Source organism: Bradyrhizobium sp. Kon69, assembly GCF_055807515.1.
In genome coordinates, this window is record NZ_JBVVOS010000008.1 from 246742 (window position 1) to 268059 (window position 21318).

Annotated in this window: 21 protein-coding genes; 10 read left to right on the top strand and 11 right to left on the bottom strand. The window is 64.0% G+C overall.

What is annotated here, in order from left to right:
- Positions 1-297: 297 nt before the first annotated feature.
- The gene (locus AC0L3U_RS13600) at positions 298-804 is read right to left on the bottom strand and encodes a MarR family winged helix-turn-helix transcriptional regulator (protein WP_473362097.1); all 507 of its coding nucleotides are present in this window, start codon (positions 802-804) and stop codon (positions 298-300) included.
- Between the two features lie 83 nt (positions 805-887).
- On the opposite strand from AC0L3U_RS13600, the gene AC0L3U_RS13605 reads away from it, so the two are divergent.
- Positions 888-2108 carry a cytochrome P450 gene (locus tag AC0L3U_RS13605; protein WP_473362098.1) on the top strand — a complete coding sequence of 407 codons (1221 nt, stop codon included), beginning with the start codon at positions 888-890 and terminating at the stop codon, positions 2106-2108.
- Between the two features lie 43 nt (positions 2109-2151).
- The gene (locus AC0L3U_RS13610) at positions 2152-3363 is read left to right on the top strand and encodes an ABC transporter substrate-binding protein (RefSeq protein ID WP_473362099.1); all 1212 of its coding nucleotides are present in this window, start codon (positions 2152-2154) and stop codon (positions 3361-3363) included.
- 223 nt (positions 3364-3586) lie between these two features.
- On the opposite strand, the gene AC0L3U_RS13615 is transcribed toward AC0L3U_RS13610, so the two are convergent.
- Positions 3587-4849: an NAD(P)/FAD-dependent oxidoreductase gene (locus AC0L3U_RS13615; protein WP_473362100.1), complete on the bottom strand. Its 1263-nt coding sequence runs from the start codon at positions 4847-4849 to the stop codon at positions 3587-3589.
- Positions 4850-5144: 295 nt separating this feature from the next.
- Between AC0L3U_RS13615 and AC0L3U_RS13620 the strand changes: the two genes are divergently transcribed.
- The gene (locus AC0L3U_RS13620; RefSeq protein ID WP_473362101.1) at positions 5145-6317 is read left to right on the top strand and encodes an ABC transporter substrate-binding protein; all 1173 of its coding nucleotides are present in this window, start codon (positions 5145-5147) and stop codon (positions 6315-6317) included.
- Between the two features lie 208 nt (positions 6318-6525).
- On the opposite strand, the gene AC0L3U_RS13625 is transcribed toward AC0L3U_RS13620, so the two are convergent.
- From AC0L3U_RS13625 to AC0L3U_RS13665, 9 genes are all read right to left on the bottom strand, one after another.
- Positions 6526-8397, bottom strand: coding sequence for a bifunctional sugar phosphate isomerase/epimerase/4-hydroxyphenylpyruvate dioxygenase family protein (locus AC0L3U_RS13625; RefSeq protein WP_473362102.1), 1872 nt, complete (start codon positions 8395-8397; stop codon positions 6526-6528).
- Positions 8394-9131, bottom strand: a complete 738-nt coding sequence (locus AC0L3U_RS13630) for an ABC transporter ATP-binding protein (protein ID WP_473362103.1) — start codon at positions 9129-9131, stop codon at positions 8394-8396. Before AC0L3U_RS13630 ends, AC0L3U_RS13625 begins: the two co-directional genes overlap by 4 nt.
- Before the next feature lie 11 nt (positions 9132-9142).
- Positions 9143-9886: an ABC transporter ATP-binding protein gene (locus AC0L3U_RS13635; protein WP_473362104.1), complete on the bottom strand. Its 744-nt coding sequence runs from the start codon at positions 9884-9886 to the stop codon at positions 9143-9145.
- A complete protein-coding gene (locus AC0L3U_RS13640; RefSeq protein WP_247404539.1) occupies positions 9883-10881 on the bottom strand; it encodes a branched-chain amino acid ABC transporter permease in 999 nt (332 codons plus the stop codon). Before AC0L3U_RS13640 ends, AC0L3U_RS13635 begins: the two co-directional genes overlap by 4 nt.
- Entirely contained in the window at positions 10878-11753 is an 876-nt protein-coding gene (locus AC0L3U_RS13645) for a branched-chain amino acid ABC transporter permease (protein ID WP_027565921.1), read from the bottom strand. The genes AC0L3U_RS13640 and AC0L3U_RS13645 overlap by 4 nt, the downstream gene beginning before the upstream one ends.
- Before the next feature lie 221 nt (positions 11754-11974).
- Positions 11975-13105: an ABC transporter substrate-binding protein gene (locus AC0L3U_RS13650; RefSeq protein ID WP_007597937.1), complete on the bottom strand. Its 1131-nt coding sequence runs from the start codon at positions 13103-13105 to the stop codon at positions 11975-11977.
- Between the two features lie 58 nt (positions 13106-13163).
- Positions 13164-14042, bottom strand: a complete 879-nt coding sequence (locus tag AC0L3U_RS13655; RefSeq protein ID WP_473362105.1) for a shikimate dehydrogenase — start codon at positions 14040-14042, stop codon at positions 13164-13166.
- A 143-nt stretch (positions 14043-14185) separates the two neighbouring features.
- Positions 14186-15121, bottom strand: a complete 936-nt coding sequence (locus AC0L3U_RS13660) for a LysR family transcriptional regulator (protein ID WP_473362106.1) — start codon at positions 15119-15121, stop codon at positions 14186-14188.
- Between the two features lie 335 nt (positions 15122-15456).
- A complete protein-coding gene (locus AC0L3U_RS13665; protein ID WP_018456036.1) occupies positions 15457-15633 on the bottom strand; it encodes a hypothetical protein in 177 nt (58 codons plus the stop codon).
- A 165-nt stretch (positions 15634-15798) separates the two neighbouring features.
- Here AC0L3U_RS13665 and AC0L3U_RS13670 point away from each other — a divergent pair, with 165 nt between their 5' ends.
- The 7 genes from AC0L3U_RS13670 (at position 15799) to AC0L3U_RS13700 (ending at position 21143) form a co-directional block, all read left to right on the top strand.
- Positions 15799-16527 carry a helix-turn-helix transcriptional regulator gene (locus AC0L3U_RS13670; protein WP_473362107.1) on the top strand — a complete coding sequence of 243 codons (729 nt, stop codon included), beginning with the start codon at positions 15799-15801 and terminating at the stop codon, positions 16525-16527.
- A gap of 86 nt (positions 16528-16613) precedes the next feature.
- Positions 16614-17273 carry an acyl-homoserine-lactone synthase gene (locus tag AC0L3U_RS13675; protein WP_473362108.1) on the top strand — a complete coding sequence of 220 codons (660 nt, stop codon included), beginning with the start codon at positions 16614-16616 and terminating at the stop codon, positions 17271-17273.
- Position 17274: 1 nt separating this feature from the next.
- On the top strand, positions 17275-17493 hold the full coding sequence (locus AC0L3U_RS13680) for a hypothetical protein (protein ID WP_027514447.1): 219 nt from the start codon (positions 17275-17277) through the stop codon (positions 17491-17493).
- A gap of 310 nt (positions 17494-17803) precedes the next feature.
- A complete protein-coding gene (locus tag AC0L3U_RS13685) occupies positions 17804-18721 on the top strand; it encodes a branched-chain amino acid ABC transporter permease (protein ID WP_007615745.1) in 918 nt (305 codons plus the stop codon).
- The gene (locus AC0L3U_RS13690; protein WP_456767207.1) at positions 18718-19662 is read left to right on the top strand and encodes a branched-chain amino acid ABC transporter permease; all 945 of its coding nucleotides are present in this window, start codon (positions 18718-18720) and stop codon (positions 19660-19662) included. The genes AC0L3U_RS13685 and AC0L3U_RS13690 overlap by 4 nt, the downstream gene beginning before the upstream one ends.
- A complete protein-coding gene (locus AC0L3U_RS13695) occupies positions 19655-20422 on the top strand; it encodes an ABC transporter ATP-binding protein (protein WP_473362109.1) in 768 nt (255 codons plus the stop codon). Before AC0L3U_RS13690 ends, AC0L3U_RS13695 begins: the two co-directional genes overlap by 8 nt.
- Positions 20415-21143 carry an ABC transporter ATP-binding protein gene (locus AC0L3U_RS13700; RefSeq protein ID WP_473288509.1) on the top strand — a complete coding sequence of 243 codons (729 nt, stop codon included), beginning with the start codon at positions 20415-20417 and terminating at the stop codon, positions 21141-21143. The genes AC0L3U_RS13695 and AC0L3U_RS13700 overlap by 8 nt, the downstream gene beginning before the upstream one ends.
- Positions 21144-21318: the final 175 nt, after the last annotated feature.

Genomic DNA, 21318 nt, shown 5'->3' on the forward strand with positions numbered 1-21318 from the left:
GGTCTCGCGATCATCTCATCTGCGGAAACAACAGCCCCTCACCCCTCCCTCTCCCCGTGAAGGACGGGGAGAGGGAGAGAGACAGCTCGCGATACGCCAGCCGCCCTGCCGTATTATCCTGCACGATTCCTTTGTTGCCTAAGCAACTAATTTGTGCGAACCGTTCCAGACAGGGATGACGGCGGAAGGAACCGCCGCGTCGGATCGGAGGAAGCAATGCTCGGCAGAGAGAGTGCCGCCGGCGAATGCCGGCGCATGCCTGGACATGACAGAGGTCCGTGTACCGCGCGTGCCCCGTCAGGTCTCGGTGCTGCCGGTCACCGCGCCGAGATTTTCGTGCAGGCGGCGCAGCAGGTCGATCAGCACCTCGCGCTCGTCCTTGTCCAGGCACGACAACAGGCGCCGTTCGCGCTCGAATGCGGCGACGATCACCTTGTCATGGATGGCGCGGCCCTTGGCGGTCAGCGAGATCGAATGGGTGCGCCCGTCGTTGGGATCGGTGCGGATCGAGATCAGCCCCCGCTTTTCCAGGCCGGCCAGCGTCCGGCTCACCGGGCCCTTGTCGAAACCGATGACGTGGCAGATGCGCGAGGCGGGAATGCCGGGCTCGATCGCCAGCAGCGACATGATCCGCCATTCGGTGACGTTGACGCCGAACTGCCGCTGATAGAACGCAGTGGCGCTGTTCGAGAGCTTGTTGGCGATGAAGGTGATGAACGCGGGGACGTAGCGGTCGAGATCGAGCGTCGGTCCCATCTCGGCGGGCGCAGGTTTTTGGCGGGCTCTGGTCGAAGACGGCGGCATATGGGGATTCTGTCTCGCGGCGTGTCCGAAGACCTAAGGGTAAGCGCCGCCCTTTCACAAGATCAAAATGAGGGAGGACATCCATGAGCACTTCCAGCTCCCCGGAAACTAGCGGTTCGTCGGCCCTCCCGCATCTCGACGTCGATCCCTTCGCAATGGATTTTTTCGCCGATCCCTATCCCACGCATGAGCTGCTGCGGGAGGCGGGACCTGTCGTCTATCTCGACAAGTGGAGCGTTTATGGCGTGGCGCGCTATGCCGAGGTCCATGCCGTCCTGAATGATCCCGCGACGTTCTGCTCCAGCCGCGGCGTCGGCCTTTCCGACTTCAAGAAGGAGACGCCGTGGCGGCCGCCGAGCCTGATCCTCGAAGCCGATCCGCCCGCGCATTCGCGGACCCGCGCGGTGCTGTCGAAAGTGCTGTCCCCGACCGTGATGAAAGGGCTCCGCGACCGCTTTGCCGCCGCGGCGGAGCAGCGGGTTGACGTGCTGCTGGAGAAGCGCAGTTTTGACGCGATCGCGGACCTGGCGGAGGCCTATCCGCTGTCGATCTTCCCGGATGCGCTCGGGCTGAAGCCGGAGGGCCGCGAACATCTGATTCCTTATGCCAGTGTCGTGTTCAATGCCTTCGGCCCGCCGAACGAGCTGCGCCAGGAAGCGATCGCGCGTTCGGCGCCGCACCAGGCTTACGTCACCGATCAGTGCCAGCGCGACAACCTCACGCCCGGCGGCATCGGCGCCTGTATCCACGCCCATGTCGACGAGGGCGCCATCACCGCCACCGAAGCGCCGCTGCTGGTGCGTTCGTTGCTGTCGGCCGGCCTCGACACCACCGTCAACGGCATCGGTGCTGCGGTGTATTGCCTGGCGCGCTTTCCGGAGCAGTGGCAGCGCCTGCGTGGCGATGTCACGCTGGCGCGCAACGCTTTCGAGGAGGCCGTTCGTTTTGAAAGCCCGGTGCAGACCTTCTTCCGCACGACAACGCGCGAGGTCGAACTGTCAGGCGCGACCATCGGCGAGGGCGAGAAGGTGTTGATGTTTTTGGCGGCTGCCAATCGCGATCCGCGGCGCTGGGACAAGCCTGACAGCTACGACATTACCCGCCGCACCTCCGGCCATGTTGGCTATGGCTCGGGTATTCACATGTGCGTCGGCCAGCTGGTCGCGCGGCTCGAAGGCGAGACAATGCTCGCGGCGTTGGCCCGCCGGATCGCGAAGATCGAGATCACGGGCAAGCCACAGCGCCGCTTCAACAACACGCTGCGCGGGCTCGACAGCTTGCCTGTGAGCATCACGCCGGCCTGACGCTACCGGCATCGAAAACAACAAATACGACAGGGAGGGAACAATGAAGAACTTGAAGTGGACGCTTGCGCTGGCCGCGAGCCTGATTGGCGGCGCGGCAAATGCCGAGATATCGGACAATGTCGTGCGCGTCGGCGTGCTCAACGACATCTCCGGCATATTCCAGGACACCAACGGCATGGGCTCGGTCGAGGCCGCGCGCATGGCCGCTGAGGATTTCAACGGCGGCGGCAAGAGCATCAAGGTCGAGATCGTCTATGCCGACCACCAGAACAAGGCCGATGTCGGCAACGCCATCGCCCGCAAATGGCTCGATGTGGAAGGCGTCGATGCCATCGTCGACGTGCCGAACTCGGCCGTTGGCCTCTCCATCAACACGCTGCTGCGCGACAGCCGTATGACCTTCCTGGCGTCGTCGACGGCGAGCTCCGACCTCACCGGCAAGGCTTGCTCGCCCAACACCATCCAGTGGGTCAACGACGTCTGGGCGACCGGCAACACCACGGCAGCCGCGATGATGTCGCGTGGCGGTAAGGAGTGGTACTTCCTCACGGTCGATTTCGCGCTCGGCAAGGGCATCGAGGCCGAGGCCCAGAAATACATCGAGGCCCATGGCGGCAAGGTGATCGGTTCGTCCAAACATCCGCTCGGTACCTCCGACTTCGCCTCGTTCCTGTTGCAGGCGCAAGGCTCGAAGGCGCAGGTGATCGGACTTGCCAATGCCGGTGGCGACACCATCAATGCCGTGAAGCAGGCCGCCGAGTTCGGCATCCAGCAGGGCGGGCAGAGGCTCGTCGCGTTCCTGCTCTTCATCAACGACGTCCATGGCATGGGCATCAAGGTCGCTCAGGGCCTCCAGCTCATGGAAGCCTTCTATTGGGACATGAACGACGACACCCGCGCCTTCGCCAAGCGCTTCGCCGCGCGGCCCGGAATGAACGGCAAGATGCCGAGCGGCAACCAGGCCGGCGTCTATGCGTCCACGCTCGCCTATCTCAACGCGGTCGCCGCGACCGGCAGCGACAATGCGAAGGACGCGGTGCCCCAGATGAAGAAGTTCAAAGGCAAGGACAAGCTGTTCGGCGACACCGCGATCCGCCAGGACGGCCGCGTCGTGCATCCGATGTATCTGTTCGAGGTGAAGAAACCAGAGGAGTCGAAATATCCATATGACTATTACAAGCTGGTTTCGACGATTTCCGCGGAGCAGGCGTTTCGACCGCTGGCGGAGGGCGGGTGTGAGTTGGTGAAGTAGTGATGTAGCCGCGAGCGCCGCTGCACCCTCTCCCCCTGTGGGAGAGGGTGGCTTCGCAAAGCGAAGCCGGGTGAGGGGTCTCTCTCCTCACGAATGGTATTGCGAGCGGAGAGAACCCCTCATCCGGCGCCATAGCCGATGCGAAGCATCGGCGTCCTTTTAAGGACGGCGGCTGAAGGCCGCCTACGCCACCTTCTCCCACAAGGGGAGAAGGCAAGGAGAGCTACACCACCTTACTACTCCCCTGCGTGATCAGCCGCGCCGCCCGCTGGTCGCGGGCGTAGATCCAGAGCCAGCTCAGGGCGACGCTGAGGCGGTGGCGCAGGCCGATCAGGAAGTAGATGTGGGCGATACCCCAGATCCACCACGCGATGGTGCCGCGCAACTTGATGCGGCCGAAGTCGATCACCGCGAGCCGCTTGCCGATCTGCGCGAGGCTGCCGGAGTGCTTGTAGCGGAACGGGCTGGTCGGCTCCTGGCGCAGCCGCGCCTTGATGGTCTCGGCCACATGACGGCCCTGCTGCTTGGCGGCCGGCGCGATGCCTGGCACAGGCTTGCCGTCCCAGGCGTTGATCAAGACGGTATCGCCGATCGCAAAGATTTCCGGATGCCCGGGGATCGTAAGATCGTCTTCGACCTGCACGCGCCCGGCACGATCGGCCGGCGCGCCCAGCCATTCGGCGGCGGGCGATGCGCGCACGCCGGCGGCCCAGATTCTCGTCTTGGCTTCGAGCAGCTTGCCGCCGAACACCACGCCCTCGCGATTGATCTCGGTGACGGCCTGTCCGAGCACGACCTCGACACCGATTTTTTCCAGCGAGGCCTGCGCGTAGGCCGAGAGGTCGTCAGGGAAGCCTGCGAGCACGCGCGGACCCGCTTCGATCAGCACCACGCGCGCCTTGTTGGTGTCGATGTTGCGGAAGTCGGCGGGCAAGGTGTGATGCGCCATCTCCGCGATGGTGCCGGCGAGCTCGACGCCGGTGGGGCCAGCGCCGACGATGACGAATGTCAATCGCGCCGCGCGTTTTTCCGGATCGGTCTCGCGCTCAGCGCGCTCGAACGCCACCAGGATGTGACGGCGCAAAGTGGTCGCGTCCTCCAGCGTCTTCAGGCCCGGCGCGAACTGTTCCCATTCGTCGTGGCCGAAATAGGCATGCCGCGCGCCGGTGGCGAGCACCAGCGTGTCGTAAGGCACCTCACTGCCGTCGTCGATCAGCACGCAGCGCCTATCGGCGTCGATGCCGCTGACGGTCGCAAACAGCGTCGTCACGTCGCGCCGGTCGCGCATCAGGTGCCGGACCGGCCAGGCGATCTCGCTCGTGGCGAGCGAGGCGGTCGCGACCTGGTAGAGCAGCGGCTGGAACAAATGATGGTTGCGGCGGTCGATCAGCGTGATCTCGACCGGGCTGCCGGCGAGCCGGTAGGTCGTCTCCAACCCACCGAAGCCGGCTCCGACAATGACGACGCGGTGCGGTGTCGTGGTCATGATGCGCCCCTCCGAATCTCGCGGCTCTATCCTCATCTAAACGCTGATCAGGCGCCGTGGTCCAATAGCCGTCATCAATCGCTGAATAGGCCTGGCGTATCGATATCCCGCGAACAAGCCGCAGCCTCTGCCGAAGTGAGTAGAATTATATTTCTTGCTATCGCCATTCGGGGCGAAATATGGTGCAGAGGTGGGCGCTGAGCCATTGGCGGCGCGACAGATTTTGCGTTCAATAGAGATGACCCGGGCGGCAATCACCCCGCTTCCGGGCATAATAATATGGAGGGGAGTGGTTATGAGGACGGCATTCTGGCTGGCGGGCGCAGCGGCGCTGGTGCTGGCAGGCCCGGCATCCGCCGGCGACACCATCAAGATCGGCTTCGTTTCGACCTTCAGCGGCCCGACCGCCGTGATCGGCAACGACATGCGCAACTCGTTCGAGCTCGCGCTGGATCACATCGGCCGCAAGATGGACGGCAAGCCGGTCGAGGTGATTTACGAGGACGACGGGCAGAAGCCCGACGTCGGCAAGCAGAAGACCGAGAAGCTGGTGCAGTCCGACAAGGTCGACTTCATCGTCGGCTACATCTGGTCGAACGTGCTGCTGGCCTCGCTCAAGACCGCCGTGGATTCGCAGACCATCCTGATCTCGGCCAATGCCGGTCCGTCGCAGCTCGCCGGCGAGCTCTGCTCGCCTTACGTGTTCTCGACCTCCTGGCAGAACGACCAGACGCCGCAGGCCATGGGCCTCTACATGAACCAGAAGGGCGTCAAAAGCGTCTTCCTGATCGGGCCGAACTACGCCGCCGGCAAGGACATGCTCGCGGGCCTCAAGAACACCTTCAAGGGTGAGATCAAGGGCGAGGAATACACGGTCTGGCCGAGCCAGCTCGACTTCTCCGCCGAGCTCTCCAAGGCGCGGGCCTCGGGCGCCGAGTCGATCTTCGTGTTCTATCCGGGTGCAGCCGGCGTGCAGTTCCTCAACCAATATGCGCAGGCCGGGCTGAAGAGCACGATGCCGCTCTACACGGCGTTCACCGTCGACGAGCTGTCGCTGCCGCTGCAGAAGGAGAACGCGCTCGGCGTTCCCGGTGCGCAGGAATGGGTGAATGATCTGCCCAACGAGCAGAACAAGCGCTTCGTCACCGACTATCGCAAGAAGTACCCCGGCCTGCGCCCGACCTATTACGGCGCGCAAGCCTATGACGCGGCCCAGCTCATCAACAGCGCCGTGGTCGCGGTGAAGGGCGACACCAGCAAGAAGGACGCGATGAAGGCCGAGATGGAGAAGGCCAACTTCAAGTCGCTGCGCGGCCCCTTCAAGTACGGCAAGAACCACATCCCGGTGCAGAACTTCTACCTCCAGGACGTGGTCAAGGACGGCGAAGGCCAGCTCTCGCTGAAGACGGTCGCGACCATCGTCGAAAACGACCAGGATCGCTTCCACGACAAATGCGCGATGAAGTGAGGCCGGGCGAGCTCTCTCTCCTCCCTCGCCCCGTTCTTACGGGGAGAGGGTTGGGGTGAGGGGCTGCTTCCGCGAGCAGCCCTGTCGCCGCACTCTCATGCTATCTCGACGTCATTGCGAGCGCAGCGAAGCAATCCAGAGTCTTTCCGTGGAAAGACTCTGGATTGCTTCGTCGCTTCGCTCCTCGCAATGACGGCCTCGATAGAGACTACACCCGCGGCATGCTCGCAGGCCGCACTTCGCGTGACTGCGCCGCAAGCCTGATCCCGGCATTGGCCGCGCCGAAGCCCTGATAATCGCGTCGCTCCACGACCTCGAAGAAGAAGCGCTCGTCGAAGATGTGGGTGTAGACCTGGAAGAACTCCCCGTCGCCTTCGCGGTCGTAGAGAATGTGGTTGGCGCGCAGCTGCGCCATCAGGTCGGGCGCGAGGTCGTATTTGGCTTCGATGTCGTCGTAGTAATTGTCAGGGATATCCAGGAAATCCGCGCCGCGCTTGCGCATCTCCGCGACCGCCGCAAAAATGTCCCGGCACGTGAACGCGACGTGCTGCACGCCCGAGCCGAAAAATTCCGAGATGAAACGGGCCGGCAGCGTGCGGTTGGCGGATGAGCCGTTGAGCACGAAGCGCAGGCTCTGGTCGCCGTTGATGACGGCCTGGCTTTGCACGAGGCCCCTGGGATCGGCGATCTCCATCTGCGGCAGCCGCCCGAGGTCGAGGATCCCGGTGTAGAACAGCAGCCAGGACAGCATCTCGTCATAGGGCATCGACTGCGCGATGTGATCGACGGCCAGCAGGGCGTCCGCGCGAGCGTCGCTCGCGACTTGTTCGAAATCCGTGTCCCAGTTCTTGCCGGCTTGGTCGAGGAAATACAGCAGGCTGCCGCCGACGCCGTGGATCGCGGGGATCTCGAGCTCGCCCGGCCCGACCGGCTGGTAGAAGGTGCGCGCTTTCAGTGTCTCGGCGCGCTGCATGACGAGGCCGGCATTGTCGACGTCGAGCGCGATGGCGCAGACGCCGGGGCCATGCGTCACGTAGTGCGAATGCGCAAAGCCGTCGGTCTCGGAGTTGACGACGAGCTCGACCTTGCCTTGCGACCAGCGCTCCACCGCCTTGCTGCGATGCTTGCCGGTTTTGCGGAAACCGAGCTGCGCGAGCAGGCGGGCGAGTTCGCCGGCCTTGGTCTCGTTGACGGCAAACTCGATGAATCCCGTGCCTCGACTTTTGGGCTTTGGCGCCAGGGGCTCGCTGATGAGCTTTGGCCAATCCGGTGCAAGCTGGTCCTCCAGCAGGATCAGCGAACGCAGGCCGTCGACCGCGGTCTGCACGGCCGAGCCGGCGCGGAACTGGTCGTTGAAGATCTCCAGCGACAGCGGCCCGGCATAGCCGGTCGCCGCGATCGCCGCCATGAACTCGCCGACCGGCAGGTCGCCCTGGCCGGGGAAGGAGCGGAAGTGCCGGCTCCAGGAGAGGATGTCGAGCTCGAGCTTCGGCGCGTCCGCAAGCTGGACCAGGAAAATCTTGTCGCCGGGGATCGAGGCCATCGCGCGGACCGGAAAGCCAGGAGCCAGTGCGTGAAAGCTGTCGAGGATGACACCGATCGCGGGGTGATCGGCGCGTCGCACGATTTCCCAAGCATCGCGGTAGTCGTTGACGTGGCGTCCCCAGGCCAATGCCTCGTAGCCGACGCGCAAAGATCGTTTGGCCGCGCGCTCGCCAAGCTCGCGAAAATCATCCGCGGCGCGGTCGATGCCGCCGAGCGCGGCCGGCGACACGTTCGAGCAGATCAGCAGCAGGTCGGTGCCGAGCTCCTGCATCAGATCGAACTTGCGTTCGGCGCGGGCAAAGTTGCGCGCACGCTGCGGCTCCGGCATGCCCTCGAAATCGCGGAACGGCTGAAACGCGCAGATCTCGAGATTGAGGTCCCCGCAGAGCTTTGCGATGTCGCGCGGGCCGGCGCCGAACGACAGCAGATCGTTCTCGAAAATCTCGACCGCGTCGAATCCGGCGGATGCGATGGCGCGGAGCTTTTCGTCGAGAGCGCCGGAGAGAGAGACGGTTGCGATCGAGCGTTTGGTCATGCTGCGTTGTCCTCCATCGCTCCGCCGAGGAACAATTGTCCGATGCGGGGATCATTCAAAATGCGCTTCGCGCTGTCGATCATCCGAGTCTGGCCGAGCTCGAGCACGATGCCGATGTCGGAGATCTCCAGCGCCGAGCGTGCGTTCTGCTCGATCATCAGAATGGTGACACCGCGGTCGCGCAGGGATTTCAGGATGTCGAAAGTCTGCTGCACCATCAGCGGCGACAGGCCGATCGAGGGCTCGTCGATCAGAACGAGCTTCGGTTCGAGCAGCAGCGAGCGGGCGATTTCGAGCTGTTTCTGCTCGCCGCCTGATAGCGTGGAGGCCTGCTGCGTCGATTTCCGGCGCAGCGCCGGGAACAGGTCGAGCGCGGCCTCGATCCGGCTCTGCGGGTCGATGCCCTTGCCGGCGGAGACGCCGCCAAGCTCGATGTTGTGGCGCACCGACAGCTCGGGAAAGATGTTGCGGCCCTGCGGCACGTAGCAGATGCCGGCATTGAGCAGCGCGCGCTGGCTCAAATTGGTGACGTCGCGGCCGGCGAAGTTGATCTTGCCCTCGCGCAGCTTGAGCAGGCCGAAGATCGCCTTGAACACGGTGGACTTGCCGGCGCCGTTCGGGCCGATGATGGTGGTGATGGTGGCCTGCGGCACGGCGAAGCTGGTGCCGTTCAGGATCGTCATCTTGCCGTAGCCGCCGACGAGATTGTGAACCGAGAGGATCGGATCGCTCATGATGGCTCTCCCTAATGTCCGAGATAGGCTTCAATCACGGCGGGGTTTTTTCGCACCTCGTCCGGTCGTCCCATCGCCAGCACCTTGCCCTCCGCCATCACCATCACACGCGAGCACAGCGACATCACGAATTCCATGTTGTGCTCGATCACGACGAAGGTGGCGTTCTTCTCGCGGTTGATCGCCACCAGCCGCTCCTTCAAATCCGTCAACATCGACGGGTTGACGCCGCCGGCGGGCTCGTCGAGCAGCACCAGCCGCGGTCCGCCCATGAAGGCCATGGCGGCGTCGAGCAGTTTTTGCTGGCCATAGGAGAGCCCGCCGGCAGGCTCATCCGCGAGATGGTCGAGCTTGAAGAAACCGATCATCTGGTTGGCGGCCTGCGTCAGTCCGGCATCGGAGCGGCCGACCAGGCGCGAGGCCATGCTGCCCTGGTGCTCCTGTCCTGCGAGGATCAGGTTCTCGCGCACCGAGAGTTTTGGGAACACTTGCAGGAGCTGGAAGGTGCGGCTGACCCCGAGCTTGTTGAGCTCGGCGGGTCGCAAGCCCGTGACGACCTTGCCGTCGAGCTTGACCTCGCCGCCGCTCGGCGTGAGCTGACCGAGGATGCAGTTGAACAGGGTCGACTTGCCGCAGCCGTTCGGTCCGATCAGGCCGAGGATCTCGCCCTCGCGGACGTCGAAAGAGACGCCGCCGACAGCGCTGATCCCGCCAAAGTTCTTCTTGATCTCGGTGACTTCGAGGACCGCGCTCATTGCACCGTCTCCAGCCGGGACTTTGCGACGGCGCGCTGGGCGGAGGCCACCTTGGTGCGGCGTTCGGCGAGATAGCGGTCGAGGATTCCCAAAATGCCGGTCGGCGACCAGATCAGCAGCCCCATCACCGCGATCGCGTAGAGCATCAGATAATAGCCCTCTGTGAAGCGCAGCCATTCCGGCAGCAGCACCGCGATCATCGCGCCGAGGAACGGACCCAGAAAGAATCCGGCGCCGCCGACGATCACCATCATCAGGAGGTCGAGCGAGAGCGACAGGTTGAACGGCACGGGATCGATATATTGCGTCAGCGGCGCATAGAGCGCGCCGGCGACGCCGCCGAGCGCCGAGCCGATCGCGAACGCCATCAGCGTATAGCGTCGCGTGTCGACGCCGAGCGACTGCGCCCGCAGCGGGTTTTCGCGCAGCGCCATGAAGGCGCGGCCCCAGGGCGAGCGGATCAGCCACCACACCGCGAGCGACACGATCGCGAGCGAGCCGAGACAGACATAGTAGAACGGCAGCGGCTTGTTGGTCGCGATGCCGAAGATGTGCGGCCGCGGAATGTTGGAGATGCCGTAGATGCCGCCGGTGAGCCAGCTCTCGTTGCGAAATACCAGGAAGGCCAGCGTGGAGAAGGCAAGCGTGACGAAGGCGAGGTAGTGGTGCTGCACCCGCAGCGCGGGATAGCCGAGCACCCAGCCGACCGCGAAGCTCAAGGCGATCGCGACGACGATCGCCGCCGGCAGTGGCCAACCATGGGTGGTCATAATCGCCGCGGCGTAAGCGCCGATGCCGACGAAGGCGCCCTGCGCCAGCGAGACCTGGCCGGCATAACCGAGCGTGAGGTTGAGGCCCATCGCGGCGATGGCCATCACCGCCCATTGGCTCAGGATGAACAGGCCATAGCGGTTGAAGTTCATGGGAACGACGATCAGCGCAGCGATGACGATGAGGCCGAACGCGATCTTGAGAGGTTTGGCGAAGCCGCTCATACGGTGCGCTCCTCGGCGCGGCCGAGCAGGCCCTGCGGCCGGAACAGGATGACGGCAATCAGGAAGATCATCGGCACGGCGGCGCGGTACTGCGTCGAGACATAGGCGGCCGCGAGATTGTCGAGCACGCCGATCAGGAGACCGCCTGCGATCGCGCCGCGCACCTGGTTGAATCCGCCGACGATCGCGGCGATGAAGGCAGCCTGGCCGAGCACCTCGCCGGACGTGAATTTCGCGAGATAGATCGGCGTGATCAACAGCGAGGCGAGCGCGACCAGGAACGCGTTGATCAGGAAGGTCAGGAGAATCATGCGCTCGACCGGGACGCCGATGATGCGCGCCACCGTCGGGTTCTGCGCCGCCGCCTGCATCTGGTGGCCGAGCGAGGTGCGGTTGAGAAGCGCGGTCAAGCCGAAGACGGCAACGATAGCGAGAACGAGGACGCCGATGCTTTGCAGCGAGACGGCATGGCCGAGGATGGAGACGTCCCCGGTCGGCACGATCGAGGGGAAGGGTGAGGCTTCGGCGCTGAAGAACTGTTTTACGGCCTCCTTGAGGCCGATCGCGAGCGCCATGGTCGCGATCGCGAGCGGCAGCACGCCATGGCGCATCATCGGATCCACCAGCAGCATCTTGAAGGCGAGGCCGAGCAGGAGCATCGAGAGCAGGATACCGAGGATGATCGCGAGCCAGAACGGCGCGCCGGCATGCATCGCCGCCAGCATCAGGAACGCCGGCAGCATCACGAACTCGCCTTGCGCGAAATTGATGGTCTGCGAGGTCTGCCACAGCAGCGTGAAGCCGACCGCGACCAACGCATAGATCGCGCCGGTGGCAAGTCCCGCGACCAGAAGATCGAACAGATTGGACATTTTCCCCTCTCGGCGCTCTGTCTTCTTCCCTCGCCCCGCTCTTCCTTTTCTCCCTCTCCCCGTTCTTACGGGGAGAGGGTCAGGGTGAGGGGCTGTCTCCGCGAACTCGATTGTCACCGTATCCGCGGAAGCAGCCCCTCACCCCGCCCTCTCCCCGCGAAGGGGCGGGGAGAGGGAGACGAAAGATCTCGCTCCGCAAGAAGCGGCGAAGGGCAAAGACCTCACTTCACCTTCGGCAGCACCTGCTTCACCACCTGCTTGCCTTCGACCACCTCGACCAGAAAGCTCTGGCGGTCGATGTCGCCGGTGTCGCTGAACGTGACGTCCATCAGGATGCCCGGCTCGTCCGCCGCCTTGATGGTCAGGCCATGCAGCGTGTCGGCGAACGCCTTGGAATCGACCTTGCCCATCTTGTCGGTCGTGGCCTTCACCATGTAGACCGCGAGATAGCCTTTCAGGCCGTTATGGTCGGGCACGTAATTGTACTTCTTCGCGAACTTGTCGCGAAACGCCTTGATCAGATCGACCGGGGCATCGGTGGTGAGACCGACATGGCCGCGCGCGCCGTTGGCGGCATCGCCCGCAAGCTCGATCACCTTCTGCCCGATCAGCGTGGTCTCGCCCATCAGCGGCGCGGTGACGCCCTGGCGCTTGAGCTCCTTGAGGATGCGCGCGCTCTCTTCCTCGTTCAAATAGACGAACACGGCGTCGGGATTGGCGGCCTTGATCTTGCCGACGTCGGCGGCGAAATCGGCCTGGCCCGCCTCGGTGGAGAGATCGGCGACGACCTTGGAGCCGAGCCGGTCGAGCTCCTTGACGACGACATCGCGACCGCCGCGGCCAAAGTCATTGTTGACCCAGACCACCGCGACCGACTTCGCCTTCATGTCGTCGTGAATGTATTTGGCGACCTTCGGCATCGACGATTGCTGGCCGAACGAGGTGCGGAACAGGAATTTGTTTCCGCCTTGCGTCAGCTCGGCGGCTTCGCCGCCCATGATCTGCGCGATGCCGGCTTCGGCCGCCAGCGGCGCGGTCACCTTCACCGAGCCGGAATAGCCGGGTCCGAGCAGCACATAGGGCTCGGCGTCGAGCGCCTTTTGCACCTGCGCGCGCGCGACGCCCGGATTGGATTGCGAGTCCGCATGAGTGACTTCAAGCTTGCGGCCGAGCACGCCGCCCTTGGCGTTGATCTCCTCGATCGCGAGGTCGATGCCGTTCTTCCAGTTGGTGCCGACGGTGGCGCCGCCACCGGACAACTCGGCGACGTCGGCGAGCTTGATCGCCTGGGCGTGGACGCTGGTTGCAGTCGCGAAGGCAAGCAGGGCGCCCGCCAGAATGGTCGATTTCATGGTCTCTCCTCCCATTTTTCGTTGATGTTGTGCGCGGCCTTGTGTCCGGCCGCTTCGGTTACGCTGCGTGATAGGCCGGGCTTCGTGCCGCCATCACCTGGTCGAATGCCTCTCCCATGATCTCGGTCGATGGGGCAAGGCCAGTGAACAGTTCGAAAGCGTCGGCGGCCTGATAGATCGCAAGCTCCCGCCCGGTCATGATCCGCGCGCCCTTGGCTTGGGCGGCCGCCAGCAGCGGCGTGATCAGCGGCGAATAGACGGCATCGGCGACCCACAGGTTTTGACGCAGCAGCGTCGGCGAGACCGGCGTTTCCCGGTTCGGCAGCATGCCGACCGGCGTGCCGTTGACGAGGCCGGTTGCGCCGTCGAGCGCGTCCTCGACGCTTGCGGCGACCCTGGCGCCCCCCTGCTTGACGAGCAGCGCGGCGAGTTTTTCGGCGCGTGCCGGCTCGCTGTCGAAGATGCGGATGTCGGCCACGTTAAGGCTCGCCAGCGCAAAGGCGATCGCCTTGCCGACGCCGCCGGTGCCGATCACGGCGACCGCGTTTCCAGAGGCCGCCAGCAGCGGCGCGACGGCGCGCGCAAAGCCCGTCGTATCGGTGTTGTGGCCGATCAGCCGGCCGTTGCTGACGACGACGGTGTTGACCGCCCCCATGGCGGCCGCACCCGGTGCCAGTTCATCGAGCAGCGGGACCACCGCCTCCTTGTAGGGAAAAGTGACGTTGACGCCGGCAAAGCCGAGCCGCCGCACGCCTTCCAGCATCAGCCGGAGCCCGGCCGCATCGGCGCCGGCCACTTCGATGAGCTGATAATGTCCGCTCAGGCCAAGCCCCTCCGCGGCGCGCTCATGCATGGCAGGGGAGGCGGAATGCGCGATGGGTGCGCCGATCAGGCCCGTCAGGAGCTTTTTGGATGCGGCAGGTCCGCGCTTTGACATGGTTCGCTATCGTCTCATTGGGAGCGTTCGGTCCCGGCCATTAGCGGGGAAATCCGCTCAATTCCAAGGGGCTTCCACCAAGGACGATAGCCTTTCCTCGGCCTAACACAATTACCCTTTTGTCCTGCAAACCTAACGTGATGTTATCTCTTTCGCCGTGGCGGCGCGGCCCTGCCTTTGCCCTGCGACGGCTCGACTGCGCGCATTTCCGCGCGCAGGGACTCGATGAAATACTCGACATGAAGCGACAGCGGCGCGCCGCGCTTCACCGCGATATAGGTCTCGAATCGCGTTGGCTCGGTGATCTTGATCAGCTCGATGCCGGGATAGCCGCCATGGGCCACCGTGAACTGGTCGATGATGGCGATGCCGAGCCCCGCCTTCACCAGCGCGCAGACCGTGGTGCCGAAGCGGGCGCGAATGGTGATGTTGTACGCGAGGCGGTGGCGCGCGAAGATCTCGGCCATGATCCGCCCGTAGGGATCGTTGGGATCGATGCCGATCAGCGGATAGCGGGTGATCTCGGCGGCGGAGACCTGCTTGCGGCCGGCGAGCTCGTGGCCCGGCGGCACGATGCAATAGAGCTCGCCGGAGGCGAGCGGCATGAAGTCGAGCCCGGAATGCTCCAGGCGGTAGCTCATCGCCACGCATTCGCCGCGGCCGAGCATGAGATAGTCGATGGCTTCCTCGAGCTTGAGGATGTTGATGTCGATGCCCAAATCCGGATAGCGCCGCCGGACCCGCTCGATCGCGCGCGGCACCATGACTTGCGAAATGCTCGGCACCGAGCCGATTCGCAATTCCGACAATCCGCCGCGTCCGATCTTGGAGATGATCTCGGAGAGGTCGTCGACCTTCTTGTAGACGCCGTTGATCTGCTCGAAGATGTTCTCGGCTTCCGGCGTCGGGAAATAGCGGCCGTTCTGGCGCTGAAAGAAGCGGATGCCGAGCGAGCGCTCGGTGTATTTGACGAGGCGGCTGATGCCCGGCGCCGAAACGTTCAGCAGCTTCGCCGCGCCGCCGATCGTGCCCGTCACCATCACGGCACGGATCACTTCAACCTGGCGCAGCGTCATCATGTCCTGGGCATCCGAAAGATAATCGTGGTCGGCGCTGCCTTTCCCTCTCCCCTTGTGGGGAGGAGGGTGGACCGCCGCGATAGCGCGAGACGGGTGAGGGGTTCTCTCCCCGCGCGAGCCTCGCGCATTTGAACGCGTGGAAACAACCCCTCATCCGGCGCCATAGCCGATGCGAAGCATCGGCGTTTTGTTTTAAGAACGGCGGCCGAAGGTCGCCTATGCCACTTCTCCCACAAGGGGGGAAGGAAGGAAACATTCGCGTTCGGTAGTTCGGTTCAGATCAGAGGAAGGCATGGCCCCGAACGGACCGTTCGTGCGCTCACAGCACTTGCGTGCTAGCTCGCCGGTCCGTCCGGCGTGGCGCTCTCTGCCGGCTTGCTGCGCTCGCTTTGCAGCACCCCGCGCGCGAACTCGATGATCTTCTGCTTGTTTGCCGTTTCGCGGACGGCGAAAAATACGCGGTTGAGTTCCAGGCCGAGCACGCTGTTGAGGGCGATGTCCTCGTCTTCCATCGTGGTTTCCCCGCTTCAGACATCGTAGGTGTATCTTGACGTCACTTCTTCCACAAGTAGATTAAGCGTTCGGGGTCAATGGGATACCGGGAAACTACGGAAGCGGTGAATTGAGGCAGTCGCCAGGACGTGCTATAGCGACAGCGAGGGTCAGGAAACGCACCGATGTCCACCGTGGATTATGGCCGGGAAGCGCTCGACTTCATTGAGGGGCTTGGAGCCTATACCAAGGTTCCGGACGCCATGGATGCGCTTGCGACCGCGTTCGGGCGCTACGGCTTCGAGCACATCATCGTAACCGGCTTGCCGAATCCCGATCAGCGTTTTTCCCAGATGGTGCTCGCCAAAAAGTGGCCGGCGGAGTGGTTCAGCCTCTATACCCAAAAAGGCTACGACCGCGTCGATCCCGTGATCCGCAAATGCCGGCACACGGTGAACCCTTTCGAGTGGTCCGAGGCGCCGTACGATCCAGAGCTGGAGCCGGGCGCGGTGGAGGTGATGCGGCGCGCTGCCGATTTCCGTATGTCGCGCGGCTTCGTCGTGCCGATCCACGGATTGACCGGCTACGAGGCCGGCGTCTCGCTCGGTGGCGTTCACCTCGATCTCAATGCGCGCAGCAAGCCGGCGCTGCACCTGATCGGCATGTACGGCTTCGATCACATTCGCCGCTTGCTCGATCCGGCGCCGCATCGATCGATGCGCCTTACCCCGCGCGAGCGCGAGGTGCTCGCCTGGGCCTCGCAGGGCAAGTCGGCTTGGGAAATCGGCGAGATCCTGCACATCACGCAGCGCACCGCCGAAGAGCATCTTGCAACTGCCGCGCGCAAGCTTGGTGCCGTCAACCGTACGCATGCGGTTGCGATCGCAATCCGCCACAGAATCATCACCCCCTGAAATCCGCGCCTACTGGGAAATTTCCCAATAGTCGCTTTGGCCGTTTTCCGTGAGTGTTCCCCTTATTTCGAACAATGGGGGAATAAATGATTCATGTGATTTCTGCCGCCAACCGGCACCTCTACGAGGACGTTCTCGAGCAGCATTTCAGGGTGCGTCACGAGATTTTTGTCGAGGAGCGGAAATGGGAGGCGCTGCGCAAGCCCGATGGCCGCGAGGTCGATACCTACGACAATGAGGACGCGGTCTACCTGCTGGCGCTCGAAAATCGCCGGGTGCTCGGCGGCTCCCGCCTCTATCCTACCACCAAGCCGACGATGATGAGCGAGGTCTTCCCGCATCTCGCCGCGGTGCGCGGTTGCCCCTCGAACCCGCTGGCGTGGGAGTGGTCACGTTTCTTCGTTTCACGCGAGCGCCGCGACGGCGCGTTCAATTGGCAATTGATGGCAGCGGCGCAGGAGTTCTGTCTCGATCAGGGCATCGAGCGTCTCTGCCTTGTCATGGAGACCTGGTGGCTGCCGCGCTTCCACGAGATCGGATTCATCGTCACGCCGCTAGGATTGCCGGCGCTGGTCGAAAATTCCTGGACGATGGCGGCCACGATCGAGATCCGTCAGGAGTCGCTGGATGCCGTGTGTGACCGTATCGGGATGACAAACGTCGTCCAACAGGACGGTCCGCGTATCGATTGCATTGCCCGTGCCAACCTCTGCGGCCTCGCTGCCGCGCAACGAAAGAGCGCCTGAGATGTCGAACATGATGCGGGACAGCCAGATCATGGCGCAGATCAAGGACGAAAATCTCGGCTACATGTCCGACATGGCGCTCGAGCTCGCGCAGATGGCGGAAGACACCGGATTGGCGACGCTCGCCTATCTATTCCGGATGGCGGCGCTGGAGGCCTCGACAGCCAATAGCGTGCTTGCCGAGCCGGATGACCTTCCCCGGCAGATGACGTCGCACTAGGCGTCTCCATCCATACGTTGCGACGAATTTCACACCCTCTCTCCGGGAACGGAGGGAGGGTGATCCGTTTGGGTGCGGCAGGTTGACCCATCCTGCGCGGCAGCCTTCTTGCAGGGCCGATTGCAGGGGCAGGATCGATCGGATGCATCGGCATGCAACAAAGTGCATGTTGGGTGTCGAATCGCTCTTGCCTCGGAACGATACTGCCATTACCCATTTTTCCGCCTTGTACAGGCAGGGGGAGCTCTTTCACTGATGGCGACCGTGTTCGAACGTCGGCGCGAACCTGCGTGCGCCTGAAAGAGTTTTGATGCTGCTCGTCGTCGAACAGTTCTTGAACGGTTTGCAGTTCGGCCTGCTGCTGTTCCTGCTCGCCGCCGGCCTGACGCTGGTGTTCGGGATCATGGATCTCGTCAACCTCGCGCACGGCTCGCTCTACATGATGGGCGCCTATTTCGCCGCGACTTTCGCAGCCTGGACCGGCAGCTTCCTGCTCGGCGCGCTGCTGGCGCTCGGTGCAACCCTCGTGCTCGGCATCGTGCTCGAGATGACCGCACTGCGGCACCTCTACGGCCGCGACCATCTCGACCACGTGCTCGCGACCTTCGGTCTGATCCTGTTCTTCAATGAAGCGGTGCGGCTGATCTGGGGCCCGGCCGGGCTTGCGCTGCCGCTGCCGGCCTGGCTCACCGTGCCGGTGCCGATCCTGCCCGGCATTCACTATCCCGCCTATCGCCTCGCCATCATCGTCGTGGCGCTGCTGGTTGCGCTGCTGCTCTATCTCGGCGTGATGCGCACCCGCATCGGCATGCTGATCCGGGCCGGCGCCTCCAATCGCGAGATGATCGGCGCGCTCGGCATCAACATCAAGCTGCTCTACACCCTGGTGTTCGGCCTCGGTGCCGCGCTCGCCGGTCTTGCCGGGTTGATGCAGGCGCCGATCCTCACCGTGCAGATCGGCATGGGCGAGAACATCCTGATCCTCGCCTTCGTCATCATCGTGATCGGCGGCATCGGTTCGATCCGCGGCGCGTTCCTGGCCGCGATCTTCGTCGGCATGATCGACACGCTCGGCCGCGCCTTCCTGCCCAATCTGCTGCGGCAGGTGCTGAGCGGCGCCGCGGCCTCCACCGCCGCGCCCGCGCTGTCGTCCATGCTGATCTATCTGCTGATGGCGATCGTGCTGGTGGTGCGGCCGGAGGGGCTGTTTCCGGCCAACCGTCGATGAAGACTTTCACTGTAGCTAAGGCCGTCACGGCCCTGATGCTGGCGGGCCTCGTGCTGCTGCCGCTCTATTCGCAACTCTCCGGCAACATCTTCATCCTGACGCTGTTCACGCGCATCGTCATCCTGGCGCTGGCGGCCGCGAGCCTCAACCTCATCATGGGTTTTGGCGGCATGATGAGTTTTGGCCACGCCGCCTATCTCGGCATCGGCGGTTACGCGGTCGGCATGCTGGCGCAGGAAGGTGTGGGAAGCGGCTTCATCCAGTTTCCGGTCGCGCTTGCGGCCTCCGCGACTTACGCCGTCGTGATCGGCGCGCTCTCGCTTCGTACGCGTGGCGTTTACTTCATCATGATCACGCTGGCGTTTGCGCAGATGGCCTATTACGTCGCCTCGGGGCTGGCGCGTTATGGCGGCGATGACGGCCTCACCGTCTACAAGCGCAGCGACTTCTCCGGATTGATCAATCTGTCGAATCGCACGCAGTTTTATTATCTCTGCCTCGCCTGCCTGTTCGGCGTGGTCTTCCTGATCTGGCGCATCGCCAATTCGCGCTTTGGCCTCGTCCTGCAGGGCCTGCGCTCCAACGAGCAACGCATGCAGGCGATCGGCTTTCCCTCGAAGCGCTACCAGCTGGTCTGCTTCGTCATCTCGGGCATGATGTGCGGCCTTGCCGGCGCGCTGCTCGCCAACAACACCGATTTCGTCAGCCCGGCCGCGATGTACTGGACCCGTTCCGGCGACCTCATGGTGATGGTGATCCTCGGGGGCATGGGCACGCTGTTCGGTCCGGTCATTGGCGCGGTGGTGTATTTGCTGCTGGAAGAGTTCTTGTCGCAGCTCACCGAATACTGGGCGCTGATCATGGGGCCGATGCTGCTGCTGATCGTGCTGTTCGGCCGCGGCGGCATCATGGGCCTGCTCGGGAGGCTCAACCGTGGCTGAACCGCTGCTCCGTGTCGACAGACTGGTGCGCCGCTTCGGCGGCATCGTTGCGACGGACAACGTCTCGCTCGACGTCGCGGCAGGCGAGCTGCACGCCATCATCGGCCCGAACGGTGCCGGCAAGACCACGCTGATCAGCCAGCTCACCGGGCATCTGGAGCCGCATTCCGGCAGTGTCTCGCTGGCGGGGCGCGACATCACCTATCTGCCGGCCTATCGCCGCTGCGCGCTGGGCCTGGCACGTTCGTTCCAGATCACCTCGCTGCTGCTCGATTTCACCGCCGCCGACAATGTCGCGCTCGCGGCGCAAGCGCATGCCGGCACCTCGTTCCGCTTCTTCGCCGATGCACGCAAGGAGAAGGGCCTGCGCGATGCCGCGCATGCCGCGCTCGACCGCGTCGGTCTCGCCCATCGTGCCGACGTCCTGGTGTCCAGGCTCAGCCATGGCGAGCGTCGCCAGATCGAGCTGGCGGTTGCGCTGGCAAGCAAGCCGAAACTTTTGCTGCTCGACGAGCCGATGGCGGGCCTCGGTGTCACCGAGTCCCAGCGCATGGTGCAACTGCTCCAGGAGCTGCGTAAAGAGGTCTCGATCGTGCTGGTCGAGCACGACATGCCGGCGGTGTTTGCGCTCGCCGACCGCATCTCGGTGCTGGTCTATGGCCGCGTCATCGCCTCCGGCGATCCGGCCGCGATCCGCGCGAACGAGGACGTCAAGCGCGCCTATCTCGGCGAGGCGCATGTGGTGACGCACCATGGCTGAAAAAGGGGTGGGTGACACGCTGCTCGAGGTTGACGGCATCGAGACCTGCTACGGCCTGTCCCAGGTGCTGTTCGGCCTGTCGCTGTCGGTCAAATCAGGCGAGATGGTCTCGCTGATGGGCCGCAACGGCATGGGCAAGACCACGACCATCCGCTCGATCATGGGCCTGACGCCGGCGCGCGCAGGCAGCATCCGCTTTGCGGGCTCGGAAGTGCGGACGCAGCCGTCCTACCGGATCGCGCAACTCGGTGTCGGCCTCGTCCCCGAGGGGCGGCAGATCTTCCCGAACCTCACCGTGCGCGAAAACCTGGTCGCGGCCGCCGCCGATCGTTTCGACAGCCGCAATCCCTGGACGCTGGCGGCAATCTACGTGATGTTTCCGCGCCTGGCCGAGCGCGCCTCCAACATGGGCAACCAGCTCTCCGGCGGCGAGCAGCAGATGCTCGCCATCGGCCGCGCACTGATGACCAATCCGAAGCTCCTCATCCTGGATGAAGCGACCGAAGGCCTGGCGCCCCTGATCCGCGAGGAGATCTGGAGCTGTCTGTCGCTGCTCAAGAGCCGGGGACAGTCGATCCTGGTCGTCGACAAGAACGTCGACCACCTCGCCCGCATCTGCGACCGCCACACCATCATCGAGCGCGGCAAGACGGTGTGGAGCGGTACCTCGGACGAGCTGTTGGCCGAGCCGGACCTGCAGCACAAATATTTGGGGATTTGAGGCTCGGCTCTCTCCCGTCATCGCGAGCGTAGCGAAGCAACCCAGACTGTTTCTGATGCGACAGTCTGGATTGCTTCGTCGCAAGAGCTCCTCGCAATTGTGCATGTCCACTAATTCGCTGATCGAGTGGCGTGTGTCTTGGTCTCGGCAAATTCCTTTGGAGTTTTGCCGCTGA